This window comes from Bradyrhizobium elkanii WSM2783 (genome assembly GCF_000472865.1).
GTDB lineage: Bacteria > Pseudomonadota > Alphaproteobacteria > Rhizobiales > Xanthobacteraceae > Bradyrhizobium > Bradyrhizobium elkanii_A.
The window spans coordinates 210,121-228,029 of sequence record NZ_AXAP01000001.1 but is presented as its reverse complement, the minus strand read 5'-3'; the positions used below and the strand labels follow the sequence as shown (position 1 = coordinate 228,029).

At 61.4% G+C, this 17,909-nt stretch carries 14 protein-coding genes and 1 pseudogene; 11 read left to right on the top strand and 4 right to left on the bottom strand.

Annotation, left to right across the window (positions count from 1 at the left end; all coding sequences use genetic code 11):
• Nucleotides 1-19 precede the first annotated feature (19 nt).
• Nucleotides 20-634, bottom strand: a complete 615-nt coding sequence (locus tag YY7_RS50225) for an SRPBCC family protein (protein WP_051396420.1) — start codon at nucleotides 632-634, stop codon at nucleotides 20-22.
• Nucleotides 635-953: 319 nt separating this feature from the next.
• On the opposite strand from YY7_RS50225, the gene YY7_RS0101050 reads away from it, so the two are divergent.
• The 6 genes from YY7_RS0101050 to YY7_RS0101025 all read left to right on the top strand — a co-directional run bounded on the left by YY7_RS0101050 (nucleotide 954) and on the right by YY7_RS0101025 (nucleotide 6,977).
• On the top strand, nucleotides 954-2,258 hold the full coding sequence (locus YY7_RS0101050) for an MFS transporter (protein ID WP_035688745.1): 1,305 nt from the start codon (nucleotides 954-956) through the stop codon (nucleotides 2,256-2,258).
• A gap of 42 nt (nucleotides 2,259-2,300) precedes the next feature.
• The gene (locus YY7_RS0101045) at nucleotides 2,301-3,050 is read left to right on the top strand and encodes a maleate cis-trans isomerase family protein (protein ID WP_028161606.1); all 750 of its coding nucleotides are present in this window, start codon (nucleotides 2,301-2,303) and stop codon (nucleotides 3,048-3,050) included.
• Nucleotides 3,051-3,161: 111 nt separating this feature from the next.
• Nucleotides 3,162-3,902, top strand: coding sequence for a GntR family transcriptional regulator (locus YY7_RS50220; protein ID WP_051396448.1), 741 nt, complete (start codon nucleotides 3,162-3,164; stop codon nucleotides 3,900-3,902).
• Nucleotides 3,899-4,669, top strand: a complete 771-nt coding sequence (locus YY7_RS0101035; RefSeq protein WP_028161605.1) for an aspartate/glutamate racemase family protein — start codon at nucleotides 3,899-3,901, stop codon at nucleotides 4,667-4,669. The genes YY7_RS50220 and YY7_RS0101035 overlap by 4 nt, the downstream gene beginning before the upstream one ends.
• Entirely contained in the window at nucleotides 4,669-6,078 is a 1,410-nt protein-coding gene (hydA, locus tag YY7_RS0101030) for a dihydropyrimidinase (RefSeq protein ID WP_028161604.1), read from the top strand. The genes YY7_RS0101035 and hydA overlap by 1 nt, the downstream gene beginning before the upstream one ends.
• Before the next feature lie 14 nt (nucleotides 6,079-6,092).
• On the top strand, nucleotides 6,093-6,977 hold the full coding sequence (locus tag YY7_RS0101025; protein WP_028161603.1) for an alpha/beta fold hydrolase: 885 nt from the start codon (nucleotides 6,093-6,095) through the stop codon (nucleotides 6,975-6,977).
• An 85-nt stretch (nucleotides 6,978-7,062) separates the two neighbouring features.
• Here the strand turns inward: YY7_RS0101025 and YY7_RS50215 are convergent, their stop codons facing one another.
• Together YY7_RS50215 and YY7_RS60010 are read right to left on the bottom strand one after the other, a co-directional pair.
• The gene (locus YY7_RS50215; RefSeq protein ID WP_051396419.1) at nucleotides 7,063-9,012 is read right to left on the bottom strand and encodes a PAS domain-containing sensor histidine kinase; all 1,950 of its coding nucleotides are present in this window, start codon (nucleotides 9,010-9,012) and stop codon (nucleotides 7,063-7,065) included.
• A gap of 343 nt (nucleotides 9,013-9,355) precedes the next feature.
• Nucleotides 9,356-9,775, bottom strand: a pseudogene (locus tag YY7_RS60010) (IS5 family transposase); the annotation flags it as partial.
• A gap of 264 nt (nucleotides 9,776-10,039) precedes the next feature.
• Between YY7_RS60010 and YY7_RS0101010 the strand changes: the two are divergent.
• Nucleotides 10,040-10,519 carry a GNAT family N-acetyltransferase gene (locus YY7_RS0101010; RefSeq protein ID WP_196237198.1) on the top strand — a complete coding sequence of 160 codons (480 nt, stop codon included), beginning with the start codon at nucleotides 10,040-10,042 and terminating at the stop codon, nucleotides 10,517-10,519.
• Nucleotides 10,520-10,674: 155 nt separating this feature from the next.
• On the opposite strand, the gene YY7_RS0101005 is transcribed toward YY7_RS0101010, so the two are convergent.
• A complete protein-coding gene (locus tag YY7_RS0101005; RefSeq protein ID WP_028161600.1) occupies nucleotides 10,675-11,685 on the bottom strand; it encodes a pyridoxamine 5'-phosphate oxidase family protein in 1,011 nt (336 codons plus the stop codon).
• Nucleotides 11,686-11,829: 144 nt separating this feature from the next.
• On the opposite strand from YY7_RS0101005, the gene YY7_RS0101000 reads away from it, so the two are divergent.
• The 4 genes from YY7_RS0101000 (at nucleotide 11,830) to YY7_RS0100985 (ending at nucleotide 17,748) form a co-directional block, all read left to right on the top strand.
• Entirely contained in the window at nucleotides 11,830-12,657 is an 828-nt protein-coding gene (locus YY7_RS0101000; RefSeq protein ID WP_028161599.1) for an AraC family transcriptional regulator, read from the top strand.
• 476 nt (nucleotides 12,658-13,133) lie between these two features.
• Complete coding sequence (locus tag YY7_RS0100995; protein WP_028161598.1) at nucleotides 13,134-14,786, top strand: alpha-keto acid decarboxylase family protein; 1,653 nt, start codon at nucleotides 13,134-13,136, stop codon at nucleotides 14,784-14,786.
• 326 nt (nucleotides 14,787-15,112) lie between these two features.
• Complete coding sequence (locus tag YY7_RS0100990; protein WP_028161597.1) at nucleotides 15,113-15,472, top strand: hypothetical protein; 360 nt, start codon at nucleotides 15,113-15,115, stop codon at nucleotides 15,470-15,472.
• Between the two features lie 215 nt (nucleotides 15,473-15,687).
• Complete coding sequence (locus tag YY7_RS0100985; protein WP_028161596.1) at nucleotides 15,688-17,748, top strand: DUF1217 domain-containing protein; 2,061 nt, start codon at nucleotides 15,688-15,690, stop codon at nucleotides 17,746-17,748.
• Nucleotides 17,749-17,909: the final 161 nt, after the last annotated feature.

Below are 17,909 nucleotides of genomic sequence, written 5' to 3'. Positions count from 1 at the left end.
TTGCTTTAGGTTGTTTGGCTTACGCAGCCTTCTTGAAGAGCGAGTTCAGCCAGCCCTTCAGGGCCGCAAAGAACAGCGAGGTGGTGTTGAGCGGCTTGACCGCTCCAGAACCAGGCGCGAATGGCGGGGCCGACTCCGTCGATGAATCCGCCTGAGGACTGCCAACTTCGGCCGCCGCGGCGGCGTTTCTGGCGCCGAGCTCGGTCTCGGCATGTCTCACAAATTCACGGACGAGCTGATTGGCGATCTCGGTGATGAGCCCGGTTCTTCCAAACTGAGCGATCGTTCCGGAGAGCTGGACGTCGGCGAGGACATCAACGCGAGTGGCGTCGCCTTCAGGAGCAAGGGTGCACAACATCGACATTTTGCCGCGACTGGCGCCTTTCCTGTCGACGCCCTTGCCCTCGAACGCGACCTTCTTTGCCTCCTCGTCGTATTTGACCTTTGCTTCGCCTTCGAAGCTCGCCTGGAATGGGCCCACCTTGGCGGAGACCTTTCCACCGATCGAGCCGTCGTCCTTCGTACCGAGATATTCTGCTCCAGGCAGGCACGCGGCGACGCTCGGAACGTCGTGAAAGAACGTCCACACCGTGGAGAGAGGTTGCGCTACGACGAAGTTCTGCTTGATCTCCATGCCTTGCCTTGGAAGTTGTCAGAAGAGCCACGCATCTTTAACAGCATTCAAATCTATAGAGCAAAATTGAAATACACAATCCCGTTTGGTCGGGCCTGCCGGGCGCCCAATTCGTAATCAGCTCCGCGATGAAATTTCAGCATCGCGGATATTTGTCATCCAAAAATTTTATTCTTATCAAGGTGATATGAGCTATTGCATGCAGCATACAAAATGTTGTTGCCGCTCATCTTCGACTGGACCAGACTTGGCGACGTCAGGGGACGAATGAACGTCAATGGAGACGCTCGCTGAAAGTCCGCCGGCACGGGAGGGAGCAATGAGCGAGCAGGTGTCCGCCATCGGAGCGACAGGCGCCGTCAGACCGACCGGTGTGCGCTGGAACATCTTCCTGCTGATGCTGTTCCTGATCTCGATCAACTACATCGATCGCGCCTCGCTCTCGGTGGCGATGCCGCTGATCTCCAAGGAGTTCGACATCGATCCGGCGATGCAGGGCCTGATCCTGAGCTCGTTCTTCTGGACCTACGCCTTCATGCAGGTTCCCGGCGGCCTGCTCGCCGATCATTACAAGCCGCGGATCGTGATCGCGCTGGCGACGATCTTCTGGGGCGCCTTCCAGGCGATCGCGGCAGTGGCCACCAACTGGTGGGTGCTGCTGCTGACCCGGCTTGGGCTCGGCGCATCGGAAGCGCCGATCTATCCGGCGGGCGGCAAGCTCAACGCCATCTGGATGACGCAGAACGAGCGTGGGCGTGGCGCGACGCTGCTCGACGGCGGCGCGCCGCTCGGCGCCGCGCTCGGCTCGATCGTGATCGCGTGGCTGATCGCGATCTTCGATTCCTGGCGCACCGCCTTTGTCATCGCCGGCGTCGGCACGATGCTGTGCGGCGTGTGGGCGTGGTACTACATCCGCAACGAACCGCGACAGCACCCGTCGGTCAATGAGGCCGAAGCGCGCTACATCGAGCAGGCGCACGCGCTGGAAGACGCCGCCACGCCGCCCTCCTCCGGCGGAAGCTGGATGGCCTATTTCCGTTTCCGTTCGGTCTGGTGCATGTGCCTGGGCTGGATGTTCTTCAACACCACCTTCTACGGCTTGCTGACATGGATGCCGACCTATCTGTTCAAGGTGCACAATTTCGACATCAAGGCGCTCGGCGGCGCATCCTTCATCATCTTCTTCGCGGGCTTCGTCGGCGAACTGGTCGGCGGCTGGATCGGCGACACCTGGCGCAGCCGCGGCGGCGCGCCGAACCTGGTGTTCCGCACCTTGTTCGGCATTGCCGCCATCATGGCGACGGTGTCGATTTTCCTGGTGGCCTATGTCCGCGACCCGGTGACGGTCGTGGTGCTGCTGTCCTCCACGCTGTTCTTCCTGCGCTGGTGCGGGATGTACTGGGCCATCCCTTCCGCGCTTGCCGGCCGCGACAAATCGGGCTTCCTCGGCGGCTGCATGAATCTCGGCGGCAACATTGCGGGCATCATGACGCCGCTGATCGTCGGCCTGATCGTCCAGACCACCGGCTCCTACTTCCTCGCCCTGATGTTCTTCGCCGCGGCCGGCGTTGCGCTGTTGATCTGCTCGACGCTGATCGACTACAGCCGCAAATTGCCGGTCTAGCAGTATGGATCAACGGATGGCCGCGTATGATAAGGCTGCAACATGACTAGTCCGGTCCGGCTCGGCATGCTGACCCCTTCGTCCAACACCGCGCTGGAGCCGATCACCTATGCGATGCTGGCCGGCATCGCTGACGTCTCGGCGCATTTTTCGCGCTTCAAGGTGACCGAGATCGCGCTGTCCGAATCCGCGCTCCGCCAGTTCGACGACAGCGAGATCCTGCGCGCCGCCGAGCTGCTGGCGCACGCGAAGGTGGACGTCATTGCCTGGAACGGAACATCGGCGAGCTGGCTCGGCTTCGAGCGCGACGAGCAACTATGCGAGCGGATCACGGCCGCGACCGGCATCAAGGCCTGCACCACCGTGCTCGCCTTCCGCGACCTGCTCCGGCGCCGCAAGGCGGGGCGCATTGGGCTGGTGACGCCCTATCGCCGCGACGTGCAGGACAAGATCATCGCCAACTGGGCGTCCGAAGGCTTGCACTGCGCCGCCGAGCGCCACCTCTCGCTGCAGGACAATTTTTCCTTCGCCGAAGTGCCGGAGACCGAGGTGGCGAGGCTGATCGAAGAGGTGGCGCGCGAAGGCTGCGACGCGGTCGCGGTGGTCTGCACCAATATGCGGGGCGCCGGCGCCGCCGCGCGGCTCGAGGCGAAGCTTGGTGTCGCGGTGTTCGATTCCATCGCGGTGACGCTGTGGGCGTGCCTGGCTGCAACCGGCGTCGATCCATCACGCATTCGCGGCTGGGGCAACCTGTTTGAAATCCCGATCGAGACCCACGGCCAATTTGATTGACGCGCTTCACAGGACACTCGAAGGTGCGGAGATTCTTCACCGGAACGAAAACTGACCGTGACTGAGACCAAGACGACCAAGACCAGGAAACAGCCCAAATCGCGCGGCGCCGTGACGACGCTGCAACGGCGACGGCTGCGCGTGCCCCGAACCGGCCTGCACGAACAGGCCGCGACGCGGCTTCGCACATTGATCGTGCGCGGCGATCTTCAGCCGGGCGAGCAATTGCTCGAAGCCGATCTGTCCGAGGCGCTCGGCATCTCGCGCACGCCGCTCCGCGAGGCGCTGAAACAATTGGCGGCCGAAGGTCTGGTCGAACTGCGCCTCAATCGCAGCGCCATCGTCGCGCCGTTCCGCCGCGAAGAGTTGACCGAACTGTTCGAGGCGGTGAGCGGGATCGAGCGCTGCGCCGCCGAGCTCGCCGCGACACGGATGGTCGAGCGCGACGTGGAGCGACTGGAAGAGCTGCAGGAGCGCATCGAATGGCACCACGACCGCGGCGAGCTGCGCGAATATTTCGAGACCAACCAGCAGATTCACAGCGCCATCGTCGGCTTCGCCCGTAACGCGGTGTTGAAGGCCACGCACGATATCCTGCTGGCGCGAGTGGAACGCGCACGCTTCTTCGCCCTGTCGGTCCATGGGCGATGGGATGAATCGGTGCGCGACCATCAGGACATCCTGGCCGCGCTCAGGGACGGCGACGCCGAGCGCGCCGGACGGCTGCTTGGCCACCATGTCCGTCGCACCGGCGAGATCATGGCCACGACACTGGGCTCCGACGCGGATGATGCCAGCACCGCAAGCGCCCAGCCCAACATGCGCGGCATAACGAGAAAGGCCGGGCCGTGAAGATCCTGCTGCTCAATCCCAACACCACGTCAGCGGTGACCGACCTGCTCCATGCGGCCGGCGCGCAAGTGGCCTCGCCTGGCACCGAGCTGGTGGCGATGACGGCCAGCCGCGGTGTGCCCTATATCGCGACCCGGGCCGAGGCCCAGATCGGCGGCGCCATCGCGCTGGAGATGCTGGCGGAGGCCGACACCGGCATCGATGCAGCGATCATCGCCGCTTTCGGCGACCCCGGCCTGTTCGGGGCGCGCGAACTGTTCGATATCCCGGTCGTAGGCCTTGCCGAAGCCGCGATGCTGACCGCCTGCATGGTCGGTCAGCGATTTTCGATCGTGACGTTCGCCCGCGCGCTCGCGCCCTGGTATCGGGAATGCGTTGCCATGCATGGTCTCGGCGCGCGCTGCACCGGCATACGGACGCTCGATGATGGCTTCCGCTCCATTGCGGATGTCCAGGCCGAGAAGGAGGACATGCTGGTGACGCTCGCCAATCGCGCCGTCGAACAGGACGGCGCCGACGTCGTCATTCTTTCCGGGGCGCCGCTGGCCGGCCTTGCCGCCAAGGTCAGCCATCGCATTCCTGTGCCGGTGATCGATCCGATCGCGGCAGCGGTACGGCAGGCCGAGACGCTCGCCGTACTCAAGCTGCGCAAGCCCGTCGCCGGGACGTTCCGCCGCCCCGATGCCAAGGCAACCATCGAGCTGGCGGAGCCGCTGGCCGCGGTCATCGAACATCGGCCACGACATGATACGCAAGGAGAGAGCTGATGCCGTTCGACACCATCATCCGCGGCGGCACCGTTGCGACCGCCGCCGACACCTTTGCCTGCGACGTCGGAATCCAGGGCGGCAAGATCACGGCCTTGGGGCACGATCTCGGCACGGCGGAGACGATCATTGACGCCACTGATCGCCTGGTGCTGCCCGGCGGCATCGACAGCCACGTGCATTTCGCCCAGCCATCGGGCGACGGCATCGTCATGGCCGACGGCTTTGCCAGCGGCACGCGCTCGGCAGCGTTCGGCGGCAACACCACCGTGCTGCCGTTCTGCCTGCAGGAGAAAGGCCAGACGCTGCGCGAGGCACTGCGACGCTACCACGCGCTGGCGGAGGGCGAATGTCATGTCGATGTCGCCTTTCACCTCATCGTCACCGACCCGACCGAGCAGGTGCTCGGCCAGGAGCTGCCGGCGCTGGTGGAGGACGGCTACACCTCGCTCAAGGTGTTCATGACCTATGAGGGGCTCGCGCTGTCGGACCGCGAACTGCTCGAAACCATGTCGGTCGCGCGCGAGACGGGCGCCATGCTGATGGTGCATGCGGAAAATTTCGACGCCATCCGCTTCCTCACCGATCGCCTCGAACGCGCCGGCAAGACTGCGCCGCACTTCCATGCGACCTCGCGGCCGATCCCGGTCGAGCGTGAGGCCACGCACCGCGCCATCTCGCTGGCCGAACTCGTCGACGTGCCGATCATGATCGTGCATGTCTCGAACCGCGACGCGATGGAGGAAATCCGCCGCGCCCGGCAGCGCGGGCTGAACGTGTTGGGCGAGACCTGCCCGCAATATCTGGTCCTGACCGAGAACGATCTGGAACAGCTCAACATGGAAGGCGCCAAGTATGTGTGCTCACCGCCGCCACGCGACATCGCGAGCCAGCAGGCGTGCTGGGAAGGCCTGCAGCAAAAGGTGTTCTCGGTGTTCTCGTCCGACCATTGCCCGTTCCGCTATGACGATCCGCAGGGAAAGCTCGTGCCCAAGGGCCGCACCAGCTTCCGCTGGGTGCCGAACGGCATTCCAGGCGTCGCGACGCGATTGCCGATCCTGTTCTCGGAAGGCGTGGTGAAGGGCCGCATCGACCTCAACGATTTCGTCGCGTTCAGCGCGACCAATCACGCGAAAATCTACGGCCTTTATCCCCGCAAGGGCACCATCGCGGTGGGATCGGACGCCGACATCGCGCTGTGGGATCCCAAGCGCAAGGTCACGATCCGCCACGAGCTTATCCATGATGGCGCCGATTACACGCCCTATGAAGGGCTCGAGGTCACGGGCTGGCCAGTGCTCACCATGGTGCGCGGGCGCGTGGTGGTCGATGATGGCGTCCTGGTCGGGGCGAAAGGCCACGGCACCTATCTGCCGCGGAGCAAGCCTGCGGCGACGGCCAATTTCTGACGGCGGAGATCAACATGCCTTACGCAACGACGGACGACGGGGTGCGCCTTTATTTCGAGGAAACGGGAACCGGCCGTCCCGTCATCTTCGTGCATGAATTCGCCGGCGATCTGCGCAGCTACGAGCCGCAGATGCGGCACTTCGGCAAGCGCTATCGCAGCATTGCCTTCAACGCGCGCGGCTTCCCGCCGTCCGACGTGCCCGAGCAGGTCTCATCCTATTCGCAGGCGCGCGCCGCCGACGACATCCTCGCGGTGCTCGATCATATCGGCGAGCGGCAGGCGCATATCGTCGGCCTGTCGATGGGCGGTTTTGCCACTCTGCATTTCGGCCTGCGTCATCAGAAGCGGGCGCTGTCACTCTGCATCGGCGGCTGCGGCTACGGCGCCGAGCCCGACAAGCGCGAGACGTTCCGCGCCGAGGCCGACGTGATCGCCGACATGATCCGGCGCGAGGGCATGCCGGCGTTCGCCGAGCGCTATGCCTATGGGCCGACGCGCGTGCAATATCAGAACAAGGATCCGCGCGGTCACGCCGAGTTCAAGGCCATGCTGGCCGAGCATTCGGCGACCGGATCGGCCAACACGCAGCAAGGCGTGCAGAAGGAGCGGCCTTCGCTTTATGCGCTGGTCGAGGAGATGAAACGCATCACCGTGCCGACGCTGATCATCACCGGCGATGAGGATTGGCCGTGCCTGCTGCCGGGCATTCTCATGAAGCAGAGCATTCCCTCAGCCGCGCTCGCGGTAATGCCGAATTCGGGGCACGCGATCAATATCGAGGAGCCGGAGGAGTACAACCGGATCGTCGGCGATTTCCTGGCCCAGGTCGATTGCGGCCGCTGGCCGCTCCGCGATCCGCGGGCTGTCAGCAGCTCGATCACCGGAATGAAGGACTAGCGGTGGATTGAAAAAGCATGTCCTTGCCGATCGGCATGGCCATGCTCCAGCGAACAACGCGGTTGTCGCAAGTGGTGCTGCCCGTTCACTGTACCGGCATTGGACGATCGTTCGCGGCGGGACTGGTCTCGTCCCGCTCGGGCGGCAGGCGGAATTCAAATACCGCCCCACAGGGCTCGTTGGCAGATGCCCCCAATCGTCCACCGTGCGCCTCGATGATCGAGCGGCAGATCGCCAGGCCCATGCCCATGCCCTCGGGCTTGGTCGTATAGAACGCCTCGAACAGGCGGTCGGCACTGTTCGGATCCAGCCCGACCCCGGTGTCCAGCACCGCTACGCTCACGGCCCCGGATTCATCGAGATCGGACCGGATCCGCAGCATGCGCGGCCGCTCCGTCACCTCCTTCATGGCGTCGATGCCGTTCATCATCAGGTTCAGCAGCACCTGTTGCACCTGCACCCTATCGCCTACCACCGGCGGAAGTTCGGGCGCTAACTCGGTCCGCAGCAGGATGCCATGCCGGAGCACTTCGCCATGGAGCACGGCGACCGTATCCCGGATCAGCTCGGTCACGTCGACGCATTCCCTGATGGTGGCTGTCTTCTTGAGGAGCGCGCGCACCCGCCCGATCACCTCGCCGGCCCGATGCCCGTCTCCGACGATGTGCTCGAACGTCCTGCGCGCCCCCTCGAGATCGGGCGGCTGCCGGTCGAGCCAGCGCAGGCCCGCATAGCCGTTACTGACAATCGCGCTAAGTGGTTGGCTGACCTCGTGGGCGATGGAGGAGGTCAGCGCGTTTATCGTCGTCACGCGCGTGATGTGCGCGAGCTCGGCCTGGGTCTCGTGCAGCGCCTCCTCGGCCCGCTTGCGCTCGGTAATGTCAGTGATCGTCACCAATACGCGATCGAGATTGGAAGGTCGGGGCGGGAAGGTAATCGCAAAGAGAACCGTCAGTTTTTCTCCCTTCAGTGTTTGGAGAATCGTCTCGGCTGAAAAATACGGGCGCTCTTCTGCGACGGCGATCAACTCCCCGGCAAACGCCTCCAATGTTTCGGAGGTGAATACGGCATCCAGCGAGTGAAGGAGCTCATCCTTGCTCTGCGCCTTGAAGAGCTCGACCGTTGCATCGTTTACGTCGACGACCTTCGCACGCGAGATGGACTCTCGTACGAACTCCGGATGTGCTGCAAAATACGCGCGGAAGTCTGCAACGCCTTGAGCTCTCAGTTCGTCGATGGCCGCTTTGATCTGAGAGAAGTCCTCTTCCCAGATCGACACGCCCGCCATCCGGAAAATGCTCTTGTATCGTCTCTCGCTGTCCCGCAGCGCGTCCTCCGCGCGCTTGCGATCGCTGATGTCATTGTTGGTCTCCAGGATCGCGGCCGGAAGGCCACGTTCGTCCTTTTGCAGGGACCACCGACTGGCTACGATTGCCTGCGTGCCATCCTTCCTCGTGTGGACGAGCTCTCCTTCCCAGCGACCGGTTCGGAGCAACTCTTCCATGATCGCTTCGAGCGGCATGGGGAAGATCGTCTGCATCAGTTGGTGAGTGATCCTGCCGAGGGCTTCCGCCTTCTTCCACCCGTACAGCTGCTCGGCTCCGCGATTCCAGTAGGTGATGATATCCTTCATGTCGCGCACGAAGATCGTATCGTGGCTGAGGTCGAGGAGTCCTGCCTGTTCGCGCAATACCATCTCTTGTGATCGGCTTTGCACGGCGAGGAAAGTCACAACGCCGATCGTCGCAAGGCTGAGAACGCGGTTCGAAATGGAGATGGTTTCCCACGAGTCGCCGTATGGCGTCAGAAAATGGGCGAGCACCGTCAGCGCCATGCAGCCGACGGATACGAGCACAATCCCACGCGTTTGAAGAAACCGCGCAGACAGCAGCACAACGCCGACGAACAGCGTCGAGATCACCGAGGCTGCAGGGGTGATCGCGTCAAAAATGAAGATCCCAATAGCGATGGCAACGCTAAGGATTAGAGAAGTGCGCGAAATGACTGCCGTCGGCGAAGTCGCACTGTCGTCCATTGGTTCTGCTCCGGCCACCTGTGAGGTCTCGAAACGGCCATGGAAGTGGCCCCCGCAATCGGGACCGGGCATTGTTCGTTCAACCAGTCTGGCAACCTGACGCTCGGGTTTCCGGAACTACGCAGCACAGGCGCTGCTCCCACCCTCGTCATTTCCACCTGCAGCGACGGCAGTTTGTGCCGACATTTTCCTTCGCTGCAAGACCCAACAGCCTTGCCCTCTAGAGCTGGAACAGTAAAGGTCCTTCCGTAGGTTTCCGACCGTGAACGAGGTTCCCTCGAGCGTATCAAGGATGCGCGCACCAAGAAACAGGGCCGTCTCGGTTGGCGGCCCCCTTTGTTTCGGATGCGACACGTCGGAAGTCCTCCTTCTTGGAGAAGAGCCGCCCCGATCAGATTGCGCTCGCGGTAGAGCCTCTTGCGGAAGCAGGGCTTCCAGCGCCGGTTGCTCTTGGGCGGGATGTTAGGGGTGGCACCTTGCTCCTGAATCAGTTCACGGCTGCGGTCGGCATCGTAGGCCTTGTCCGCCAGCACGATGGTGCGCGGGCCAAGATGGTCAAGCGGTGTGTCGGCGATCTGCCCGTCATGCGCCTGTCTTGCCGTCAGGCCGAGCCTGATCGGAAGGCCTTGCGCGTCGACAACGACACGAATCTTGGTCGTCAGCCCGCCGCGTGATCGACCGAGACAATGATCTGCCCCCCTTTTTCCGTCGCGGCCTGCTGATGGGCACGAACGGAGGTGCTGTCGATCACAAGCGCCCGGCCAAACTCAATGCTCCGGGCGGGCCCGGCGACAGGATGCCTTGGGGCGAAGCGGAATCAGATGCTGGGCAAGACTCTCGATCCGGTCGAAAATGGCCCCCGAACGGACGCGTTGGCGGCTTCAATCGAAGTCAGCTCCTGACACGGAGCTGAAAGCTGCCCGCTCAGCGGCTTTGCTGCGCGGACCGGTAATTGGCTGCATCCGCTACACTCCTTGAAATTCAATCCGCGGCGGCTATCTGCGTGATGTTGGAGCAGGGACCAATCATGACAAATAATTCAGTTAGGCCTGCACGTGTTGACGAAGCCGAGGAGCTTACGCAAATCGCGGTTCGCGCGACCAGGAATGACGGATACGACGATGACGCGATCGTCCGCTTCATGCCCGCACTCAAGGTCAACCTTTCGCTTATTGCCGCCGGACTGGTCTTTGTGTCCCACAGCGAAGCCGGCGTACCGCACGGTTATGTGGCTGTAAGACCGACGGGAATCGGAGGCCTGACTCTGCTGGAGGGTATCTTTGTCGATCCAGCCTGTTCGCGAAGGGGCGTTGGCACGCGACTTTTTGCTACCGCAGTCGAGCTTTCGAGAAAGATGGCGGGAAATGTGATCCTGATTAACTCGAGCCCAAGCTCTGTCGATTTCTACGCCCGTCTTGGCGCCAACAAGATCGGTACCACACCGTTCGTATTCTCCCCTGAGGTACAACTATCGATGTTCGCGTTTGCAATTCCGCCTGTCCGTTGAGCTTGGCATCGAAGCTGTAGAAGCGTCCTCGCAATTGCTTTGCCGGGATCATGCTCGAAAGCGCGACGAGATGAGGATGAATCATCATCGCGCTTTAGATTATTGTTGAGCATGATCTTTTCGGAAAACCGCTTCACACTTTTCCGGATCATGCTCTAGTAGAGATTATTTTTGTATTCGTTCTCCAGTCCCTTCTTCAGAAGGCCCGTCATGCCGGGAACGGACAATGCAGCGCTTGTAAGCCGGGCTCCAAGTCCGTTGGCCTTGTTGAGCTTGATATGCTCGGTGAAGACCTTCGCGGGGTCGATGGCGGGGCGGCCGGACATTGGCCAGAGATGCGTTCGAACGAGGGCGCGGCTTTCGGACATCGAGAGGCTGAGATCGTCGATCCGTATGGCGAGCGCCGGCGTCTTGTCCTGCACCCGGAATTGCGCGCGCATCGCTTCGTCGTCGGTCATGTAGGCCGTCCCCGATAACCTCACGACGTGGGTCGAGCCAGGGACGAGCAGCGCAGCGGCGACGCGGGGCTGAGTGATGATGTTGCGAAAACTATCGACGCGACGGTTTCCCGGACGATCGGCAAACCAGAGCCGCGAGCCCTCGAGATGCGCCATCATGCCGGCTGGATCGCCCTTCGGGCTGAGATCCGCTCGGCCCTGAGCATCCGTGGTGGCCAGCGCAAGGAAACGACAATCGGCGATGAAGGTCGGGACGTCTGGCGGCACTACAGCGATCGGCGCAGCGGTCCAAAAATCCGAGCGGATCAGCGCCTTGCCGCAATGACCGTAGCATTCCTCCACCGCGATACGGATTTCATCATGCCGAACCTCGGCTACCCTTCCGTTGACCCGCAACGTCTCCGTGATGCCTGGCAGCGGAAACAGCGAGGCGAACCCGACACCGGCCCGGGCGAGTGCCGCATCATCGAGCAACGCGGTGGGTAGCCGCAGCTCGTGCGCGCTGGCGAATGCGAAGCCGGGATCGCCGCCCGCCATCGTCACCGCGATATCAGAAGTGTCACCGAAGGCGGTAAAGCAAAACGGCGAAAGCCGGATCCAGCGCAACGCACCTTCATCAAGATGGTCGATCACCTTGAGCGTCGTCGGCAGGGGCGTCTTGCCGATGATCGCTTCAAGTTCCGCGACAGTGGCGATCTGTTTGCTCATCCAATATCCACCAAGAGTTCAGCGCTTGCGCCAATGACGGTTCAGGACGGATAGGCCTTCGCGCGGTTGGCAGCATCAGGCAATTCTGACATTATATTCTGAATTCCTGCCAATGCACTTCCGCGGAAATTGGAATCGATTGGAATGCCAATCCTTACTGATCTGAGCGATCGGGTTAATTTCGTCGATCCGGATGAGGTGGCGCGCGCTGTGGTCACCTACGGCATCACGACGGTCACGACCGGCGTCGAGCTTGATTTTCACAGCCACCGGAAGGCGCAGCTTCTGCTGTCACTGCGCGGCGTTCTGACCTGCGAGCTCGAAGGCGGCCTTTGGATCGTGCCGCCGCAAAGCGCAATCTGGATTCCCGGCGACGTATCGCACAGCATCAAGGTGGCGGGCGAGATCGAAGGCTATAATGCCTTTATCGATCCCGCCATCGCCGCGAACCTGCCCGCCAACTGCTGCACGATTTCGGTCACGCCACTCCTGCGGGAGCTCCTGGTCCGGTCTGCCAGTTTCCCGATTGCTTATCCCGAGGGAGGCATGGAGACGCACCTTGTGGCCCTCCTGCTCGATGAAGTCGCGGTGGCGCCGGTGGGCAAGTTGCATCTGCCGATGCCAACGGATCGCCGGCTGCGCAAGATCGTCGACATGATGATGGCCGATCCGTCGGCCCAGGCGACGATGGAGATCTGGGCCAAGCGCGCCGGACTTAGCGAGCGAACACTGGCGCGCATGATTGCCCGGCAGACCGGCATGACCTTCGGCCGCTGGCGGCAGCAGCTCAACATCGTGCTCGCACTGCAATGGCTGGCGGGCGGCGCTACGATCCAGCAAGTGGCCATGGATCTCGGCTATGAGAGCGCGGGCAGTTTCGTCACGATGTTCAGGAAAACGCTCGGCACGACGCCGGGCCGCTATATGGCTGAACGGCAGGTGCCGCTCGCGCCTCGCAGTTCAAAGCATTAGAGCAACGCTACAGGAGCATTCTGTCGCCTTTCATGATCGAATGCTCGTTGTTGCGGCGATCACGAAGCCGTCACAGGCGCACGCAGAGATTTCTCTTTTGGTTTATCGGCGACCTTCGATTACCGGCGACAGTTTCCCGGCAAGCTACACGCCTAAGTGAATTGTGCCGGCCGCACCGTCAATCATTTCAGATGTAACCAGATTTTCGCGCTGGGTTATCGTGTCGTAACGAAGGAAAACCACATTTAGTCCAGCCAACAGTCGTGGAGTTTGTTGTGGACAGGTCTTCTTTCGGTACTTCCCTCTCAAGTGCGCCCTCAATGTGGACACAGTGGGAAAACGAGCGCGAAGTCAGACGAGCAGTCCGAGCGCTCGCTGCGCTTGATGATCAAACCTTGCGCGAGATGGGTATTCGAGACCGCTCCCACGTCGAGTTCACCGTTCGATTTTGTCGCGAGTGTTGACGAGACCGCGTGATGTCAAGAACCGTTGTTCAGCATGTGCTCTCGCGGCTGCGTGATGTCGGCATCAGCGATGTTTTTGGCGTTCCGGGCGACTTCTCCTTTCCGCTCAACGATGCGACGTATAGCGAACCGGGTCTGCGCTGGATTGGATGCTGTAACGAGCTCAACGCCGCCTATGCCGCTGATGGCTATGCGCGGATCAATGGCGCCGGCGCTGTCTGTACAACCTATGGCGTAGGCGAGCTCAGCGCGCTGAACGGCATCGCCGGCGCTTACGCCGAACATCTCCCCGTTTTCCACCTGGTCGGAATGCCGCCTACGGCCGCGCAAGCCGCGCGCTCCGTGCTGCACCATACGCTGGGCAACGGCGAATTCGATCTGTTCCGCCGCATGACCGAGCCGGTGGTCTGCGCGCACTCGGTCATCACGCCGCAGAATGCTGCATATGAGACCGAACGCCTCCTGTTTGAGGCATTCTATCATCGGAGGCCCGTCTACATGGCCTTTCCCGCCGATCTTGCCGACCGGCCCGTGCTTGGAAGCGCTCAGCCTCTCGCCGCTCCTGGAAGCGATCCCGTCCTTCTCGAGAAGGTTGTGAATGCAATCCTGTCAAACATCGATCGGGCCAAGACCGCGTGCATCCTGCCCGGCCTCCTGGTGGCGCGCACCGGCCTGCAGCGGACGATGCAGGCGATCGTTGACGCGTCCGGCCTGCCATTCGCCACCATGTTTCTCGACAAATCCGTGCTCGACGAAAGCCAGTCGGCGTATGTCGGAATGTATGCCGGACGATTGATGAACGAGGATGTGCGCCAGTTCGTCGAGAGCTGCGATCTCGTGCTCGCCATCGGCACGCTATTCAGTGACCTGAACACCGGCGCCTTCACGGCCAAACTGGACCCGGCACGGCTCATTTCGATAGGTCATCACCACACCACATTGCAGGGGCGCACGCATTCCGGCCTCGAGATGGCCGATGTGCTCGCTGCCCTGGCGAAGCGCCTCGGCAAGCACAGCAAGGTCGTCACGCCGTCTTGTGCCGACCCGATTGGCGCGGAAAGCGGCAGCGGCGACGACCCTATCACCGCTGCCGCGCTCTATTCGCGCTGGAACAAGTTCATACGACCCGACGATATCGTCGTCGCGGAGACTGGCACGGTCTCCATGGGGCTAGGTTTCGCGCGGCTGCCGCGGGGCGCGAGCTTCCACAACCAGGGGCTATGGGGATCGATCGGCTGGGCAACGCCGGCCGCGCTCGGCGCCGCCGCTGCCGCCCCACACCGACGCACGGTGCTCGTGACCGGAGAAGGCTCTCATCAATTTACGGTGCAGGAAATCAGCCAGTTTGCCCGGCTCGGTTTGAAACCGGTGATCTTCGTGCTGAACAATGGCGGCTATCTCATCGAGCGGCTCCTGGCCAAGGAGCCTGCCGTTGCCTACAACGACGTCCCATCCTGGCGATATGCCGAGCTGCCGCGGGTGCTGGGTTGCGACGGCTGGATGACGGCGCGCGCGACGACGTGCGGCGAACTCGACCAAGCGTTGCGAAGCGCCGCCGGCGCGCAGAGCGGAGTCTACATCGAAGTCGTTACTTCGCCATCTGAAGCACCGCCCTTCCCGCTCCGCCTGCGCGACAATGCGAAATCCCTGTATCGCATGTCCTGAGGCGCTCCGTCGGCCCATTCCGAGGGGCAATCATCGTGCGTTTGAGACGCGAGGATTCTAGTCGGCAAGCTGACTGAGCTACATCCTCCGGCTGTGCTTGGCGGCGTCGCATTCTCTCTGCTGCGGCGCCACAGAATGCGGGCCGCAAGGCCGCTGCCATCCGTTGTAACGCCATAGTGAGGTGGCTCAACGGAATTTTTCAGGACCGGCTGTGGAAGCCAACCTACATCTATCTTCACCAGCATATCGGTGCGGATGCGACCGCCAATGGTCCGCAATTTAGGATGTTCACGTTGTTTATCCGAGTAGCCTTAGGAGGGAATGTCATGAAACGGCTTCTGCTCGCAATCGCAATTGCCGGTATGGGCTCGCTCTTCGTTACCAACGCCGATGCGCGGTCTGCCTATGACGGCCCTTGGAGTCTCCTGTTCGTCACGCAATACGGTCCCTGTGATCCGACGTACAATTTCTCCGTCAACATCATCAACGGCATCGTCACTCACCCCAATCTGGTGAATTTCAGGGGACGCGTGGCTCCATCCGGCGCAGTCCGCGCTTCTGTGACCGTGCACGAGAAATATGCTTCCGGATCCGGCAGGCTCGTCGGTCCGTACGGTCGTGGAACCTGGAGCGGTCATTCCGGCAATGCGCGCTGCGCAGGTTATTGGACGGCCCAGCGCAACTGACCGGCCTGCGCAACACCGATACTGCCCTGCTCTGTCGGTGACGTCTGCGTCGGAACATGGCTTCGCGGAACATCAACGGCTCCGCCGGATGCCGCCTCAACCTCCCGGTACGGAGGCCGCCGATACTGGGCGAGCGCCTTGTTCCAGCAACCCTGCCAGCTTCACGCAAGGAAGATGGTCATTATATCAGGGAGCTTTCCAAAAAGGATGGATCGATGGTGTCGACGTACGCCAGCTACAATTCCGTCGTGCGCAACCTCCAGCAGTCCCTGACGCGGGTCGCGCAGCAGGCTGACGTGACACGAAGCGCCGCCTACTACAAAGAAAACATAGGCAAGATCAAAACCGTCGATGAGTTTCTGAAGAACGACCGGCTCTACCAGTATGCGATGAAGGCATACGGGCTGGAGGATATGATCTATGCAAAAGCCTTCATGAAAAAGGTGCTGGAGAGCAATCTCCTCGACGCGAACAGCTTCGCCAACAAACTGACGGACAAGCGTTTTCGTGATTTCGCGTCAGCATTTTCCTTCACAGGCTCCGATACGCCCGCTGCGCAATCGTCAAACCAGACTGACGAGATGATCGGCCTGTACACGGCATCGGTCCAAAAGCGGGTCGACGCAATCGACGAAGACACGAACTACTACAACATCGTGATCGGCCGCGTCAAAAACGTCGATGAGCTGCTGAATGACGACCGCCTTCGCACATATGTGTTCGAGGCGTTCGGCATCGACGACAGCAATTGGTCGCGTGACACGATACGGAAGGTCTTGAGCAGCGATCCATCCGATCCGAACAGTTATGTTAACACCGTTTGGGGTCCCCAGAAGGATACGATCAATGCCAAGCTCGGTCAGGCGCAGGCGGTTGCCGCCGATGCCAATGCGAAAATTGCGCAGTATATGTCGCAGCTATCGCAGCCTGGCGCCGATGTACCAGGCTTGAGAGCGAAGATTACGACCGAAACAAACCGGTTGGCGCAAAGCAGGGCAGACATATCGAGCTACCAGGACTCTCTCACCACAATCGGCCACTATTTCGATCTCGCCGGCGCGTTCGAGTTTTCGGCAGATGGAACGCTTGCTTCCGGCAAGTCCGCTCAGACCGACGCGAACCGGAAGAGCACCAACGACAAATTTGTCCTCACCAAGGGGGCCGAATATCTCGACGCGGAGGAAGAAAATGAAACCCTCGCGATCAAGCAGTTCAAGGCCAATATTTCCAATGTAAAATCAGTTCAACAGTTCATGTCCGCGCCGAACATCTATAACTTCGCACTCAAGGCGGTTGGCCTTGACCCGGAAAAAGTCTCGCCGGTCACGATCAAGGCCGTGCTCACCAGCGATCTGAGCGACCCGACGAGCTATGCCTATACCCTCCGAGACGACCGATACATACAGCTCGCGCACGCTTTCAACTTTGACAGCAAGGGCAACCTGACAACGCCCCTGGTGGCGCAGAACTCGGTTGAAGTTACGCAGATCGTCAAGGACTACATCATCGCAAAAACGCGATTTGCGAGCGCGACGGAAAAGGACAGCCTTCGCCAGAAGGCCGAGAAGGACGCCAAGTATTACCAGACCACGATCGCAGGCATCGAGAGCGTTTCCGAGCTGCTTTCGGACAGGAAGTTGGTCGATATCGTTCTTGTTGCAAACGGCCTGGATCCCACGAAGGTCACCAACGACTATCTCAAGAAGATCTTCAATTCCGATCTGAGCGATCCCAAGAGCTTCGCAAACACCGCCAGCGACTCCCGCTTTGCCGAGATCGCGGCATCGTTCAATTTCGACAAGGAAGGCAACATTGCCCGGATTCCGGCAATAGGGCCCCATAGGCGAGACCAGCTCTTGGAGACGCAGAACAACTATCTCCAGCAAACGTTGGAGGCGCAGCAGGGAGAGGCGAATGCCGGTGTTCGCCTGGCGCTGTATTTCGAACGAAAGTCCGCACAGATCACGTCCGCATACGATATCCTCGCCGACCGGGCTCTCGCGCAGGTGTTTCGAACCACCTACAATCTGCCGGATGCGATGGGGAGCATGGACATCGATCAGCAAGCAAAGATCGTCGAAAAGCACCTCAACCTGAAGGATCTCGCCGATCCGGAGAAACTTGCAGCGCTACTAAAGCGGTTTACCGCGATGTACGATGTGATGAACAACAGCAGCCAGGTTACGTCACCTGCGCTCGCCATCCTGCAAGGGTCTGGCACTGGCATCAATCAGGACACGCTGCTGTCTATCGCGCTGCTCGGCAAGCAGCGTTGAACAGCCGCAGCTCCCGGCAACATGGGAGCTGCATTCCGGATGCGGACCTGACGGACCGCTGCGATCGCGAAAGATCCGCTGCTAACGCCAACATCACCTCCCGCTGGCCCGAGGGATCGTAGGTTTCACGCAAGGTTCGCTTGATATCCAGCAAATCAGGA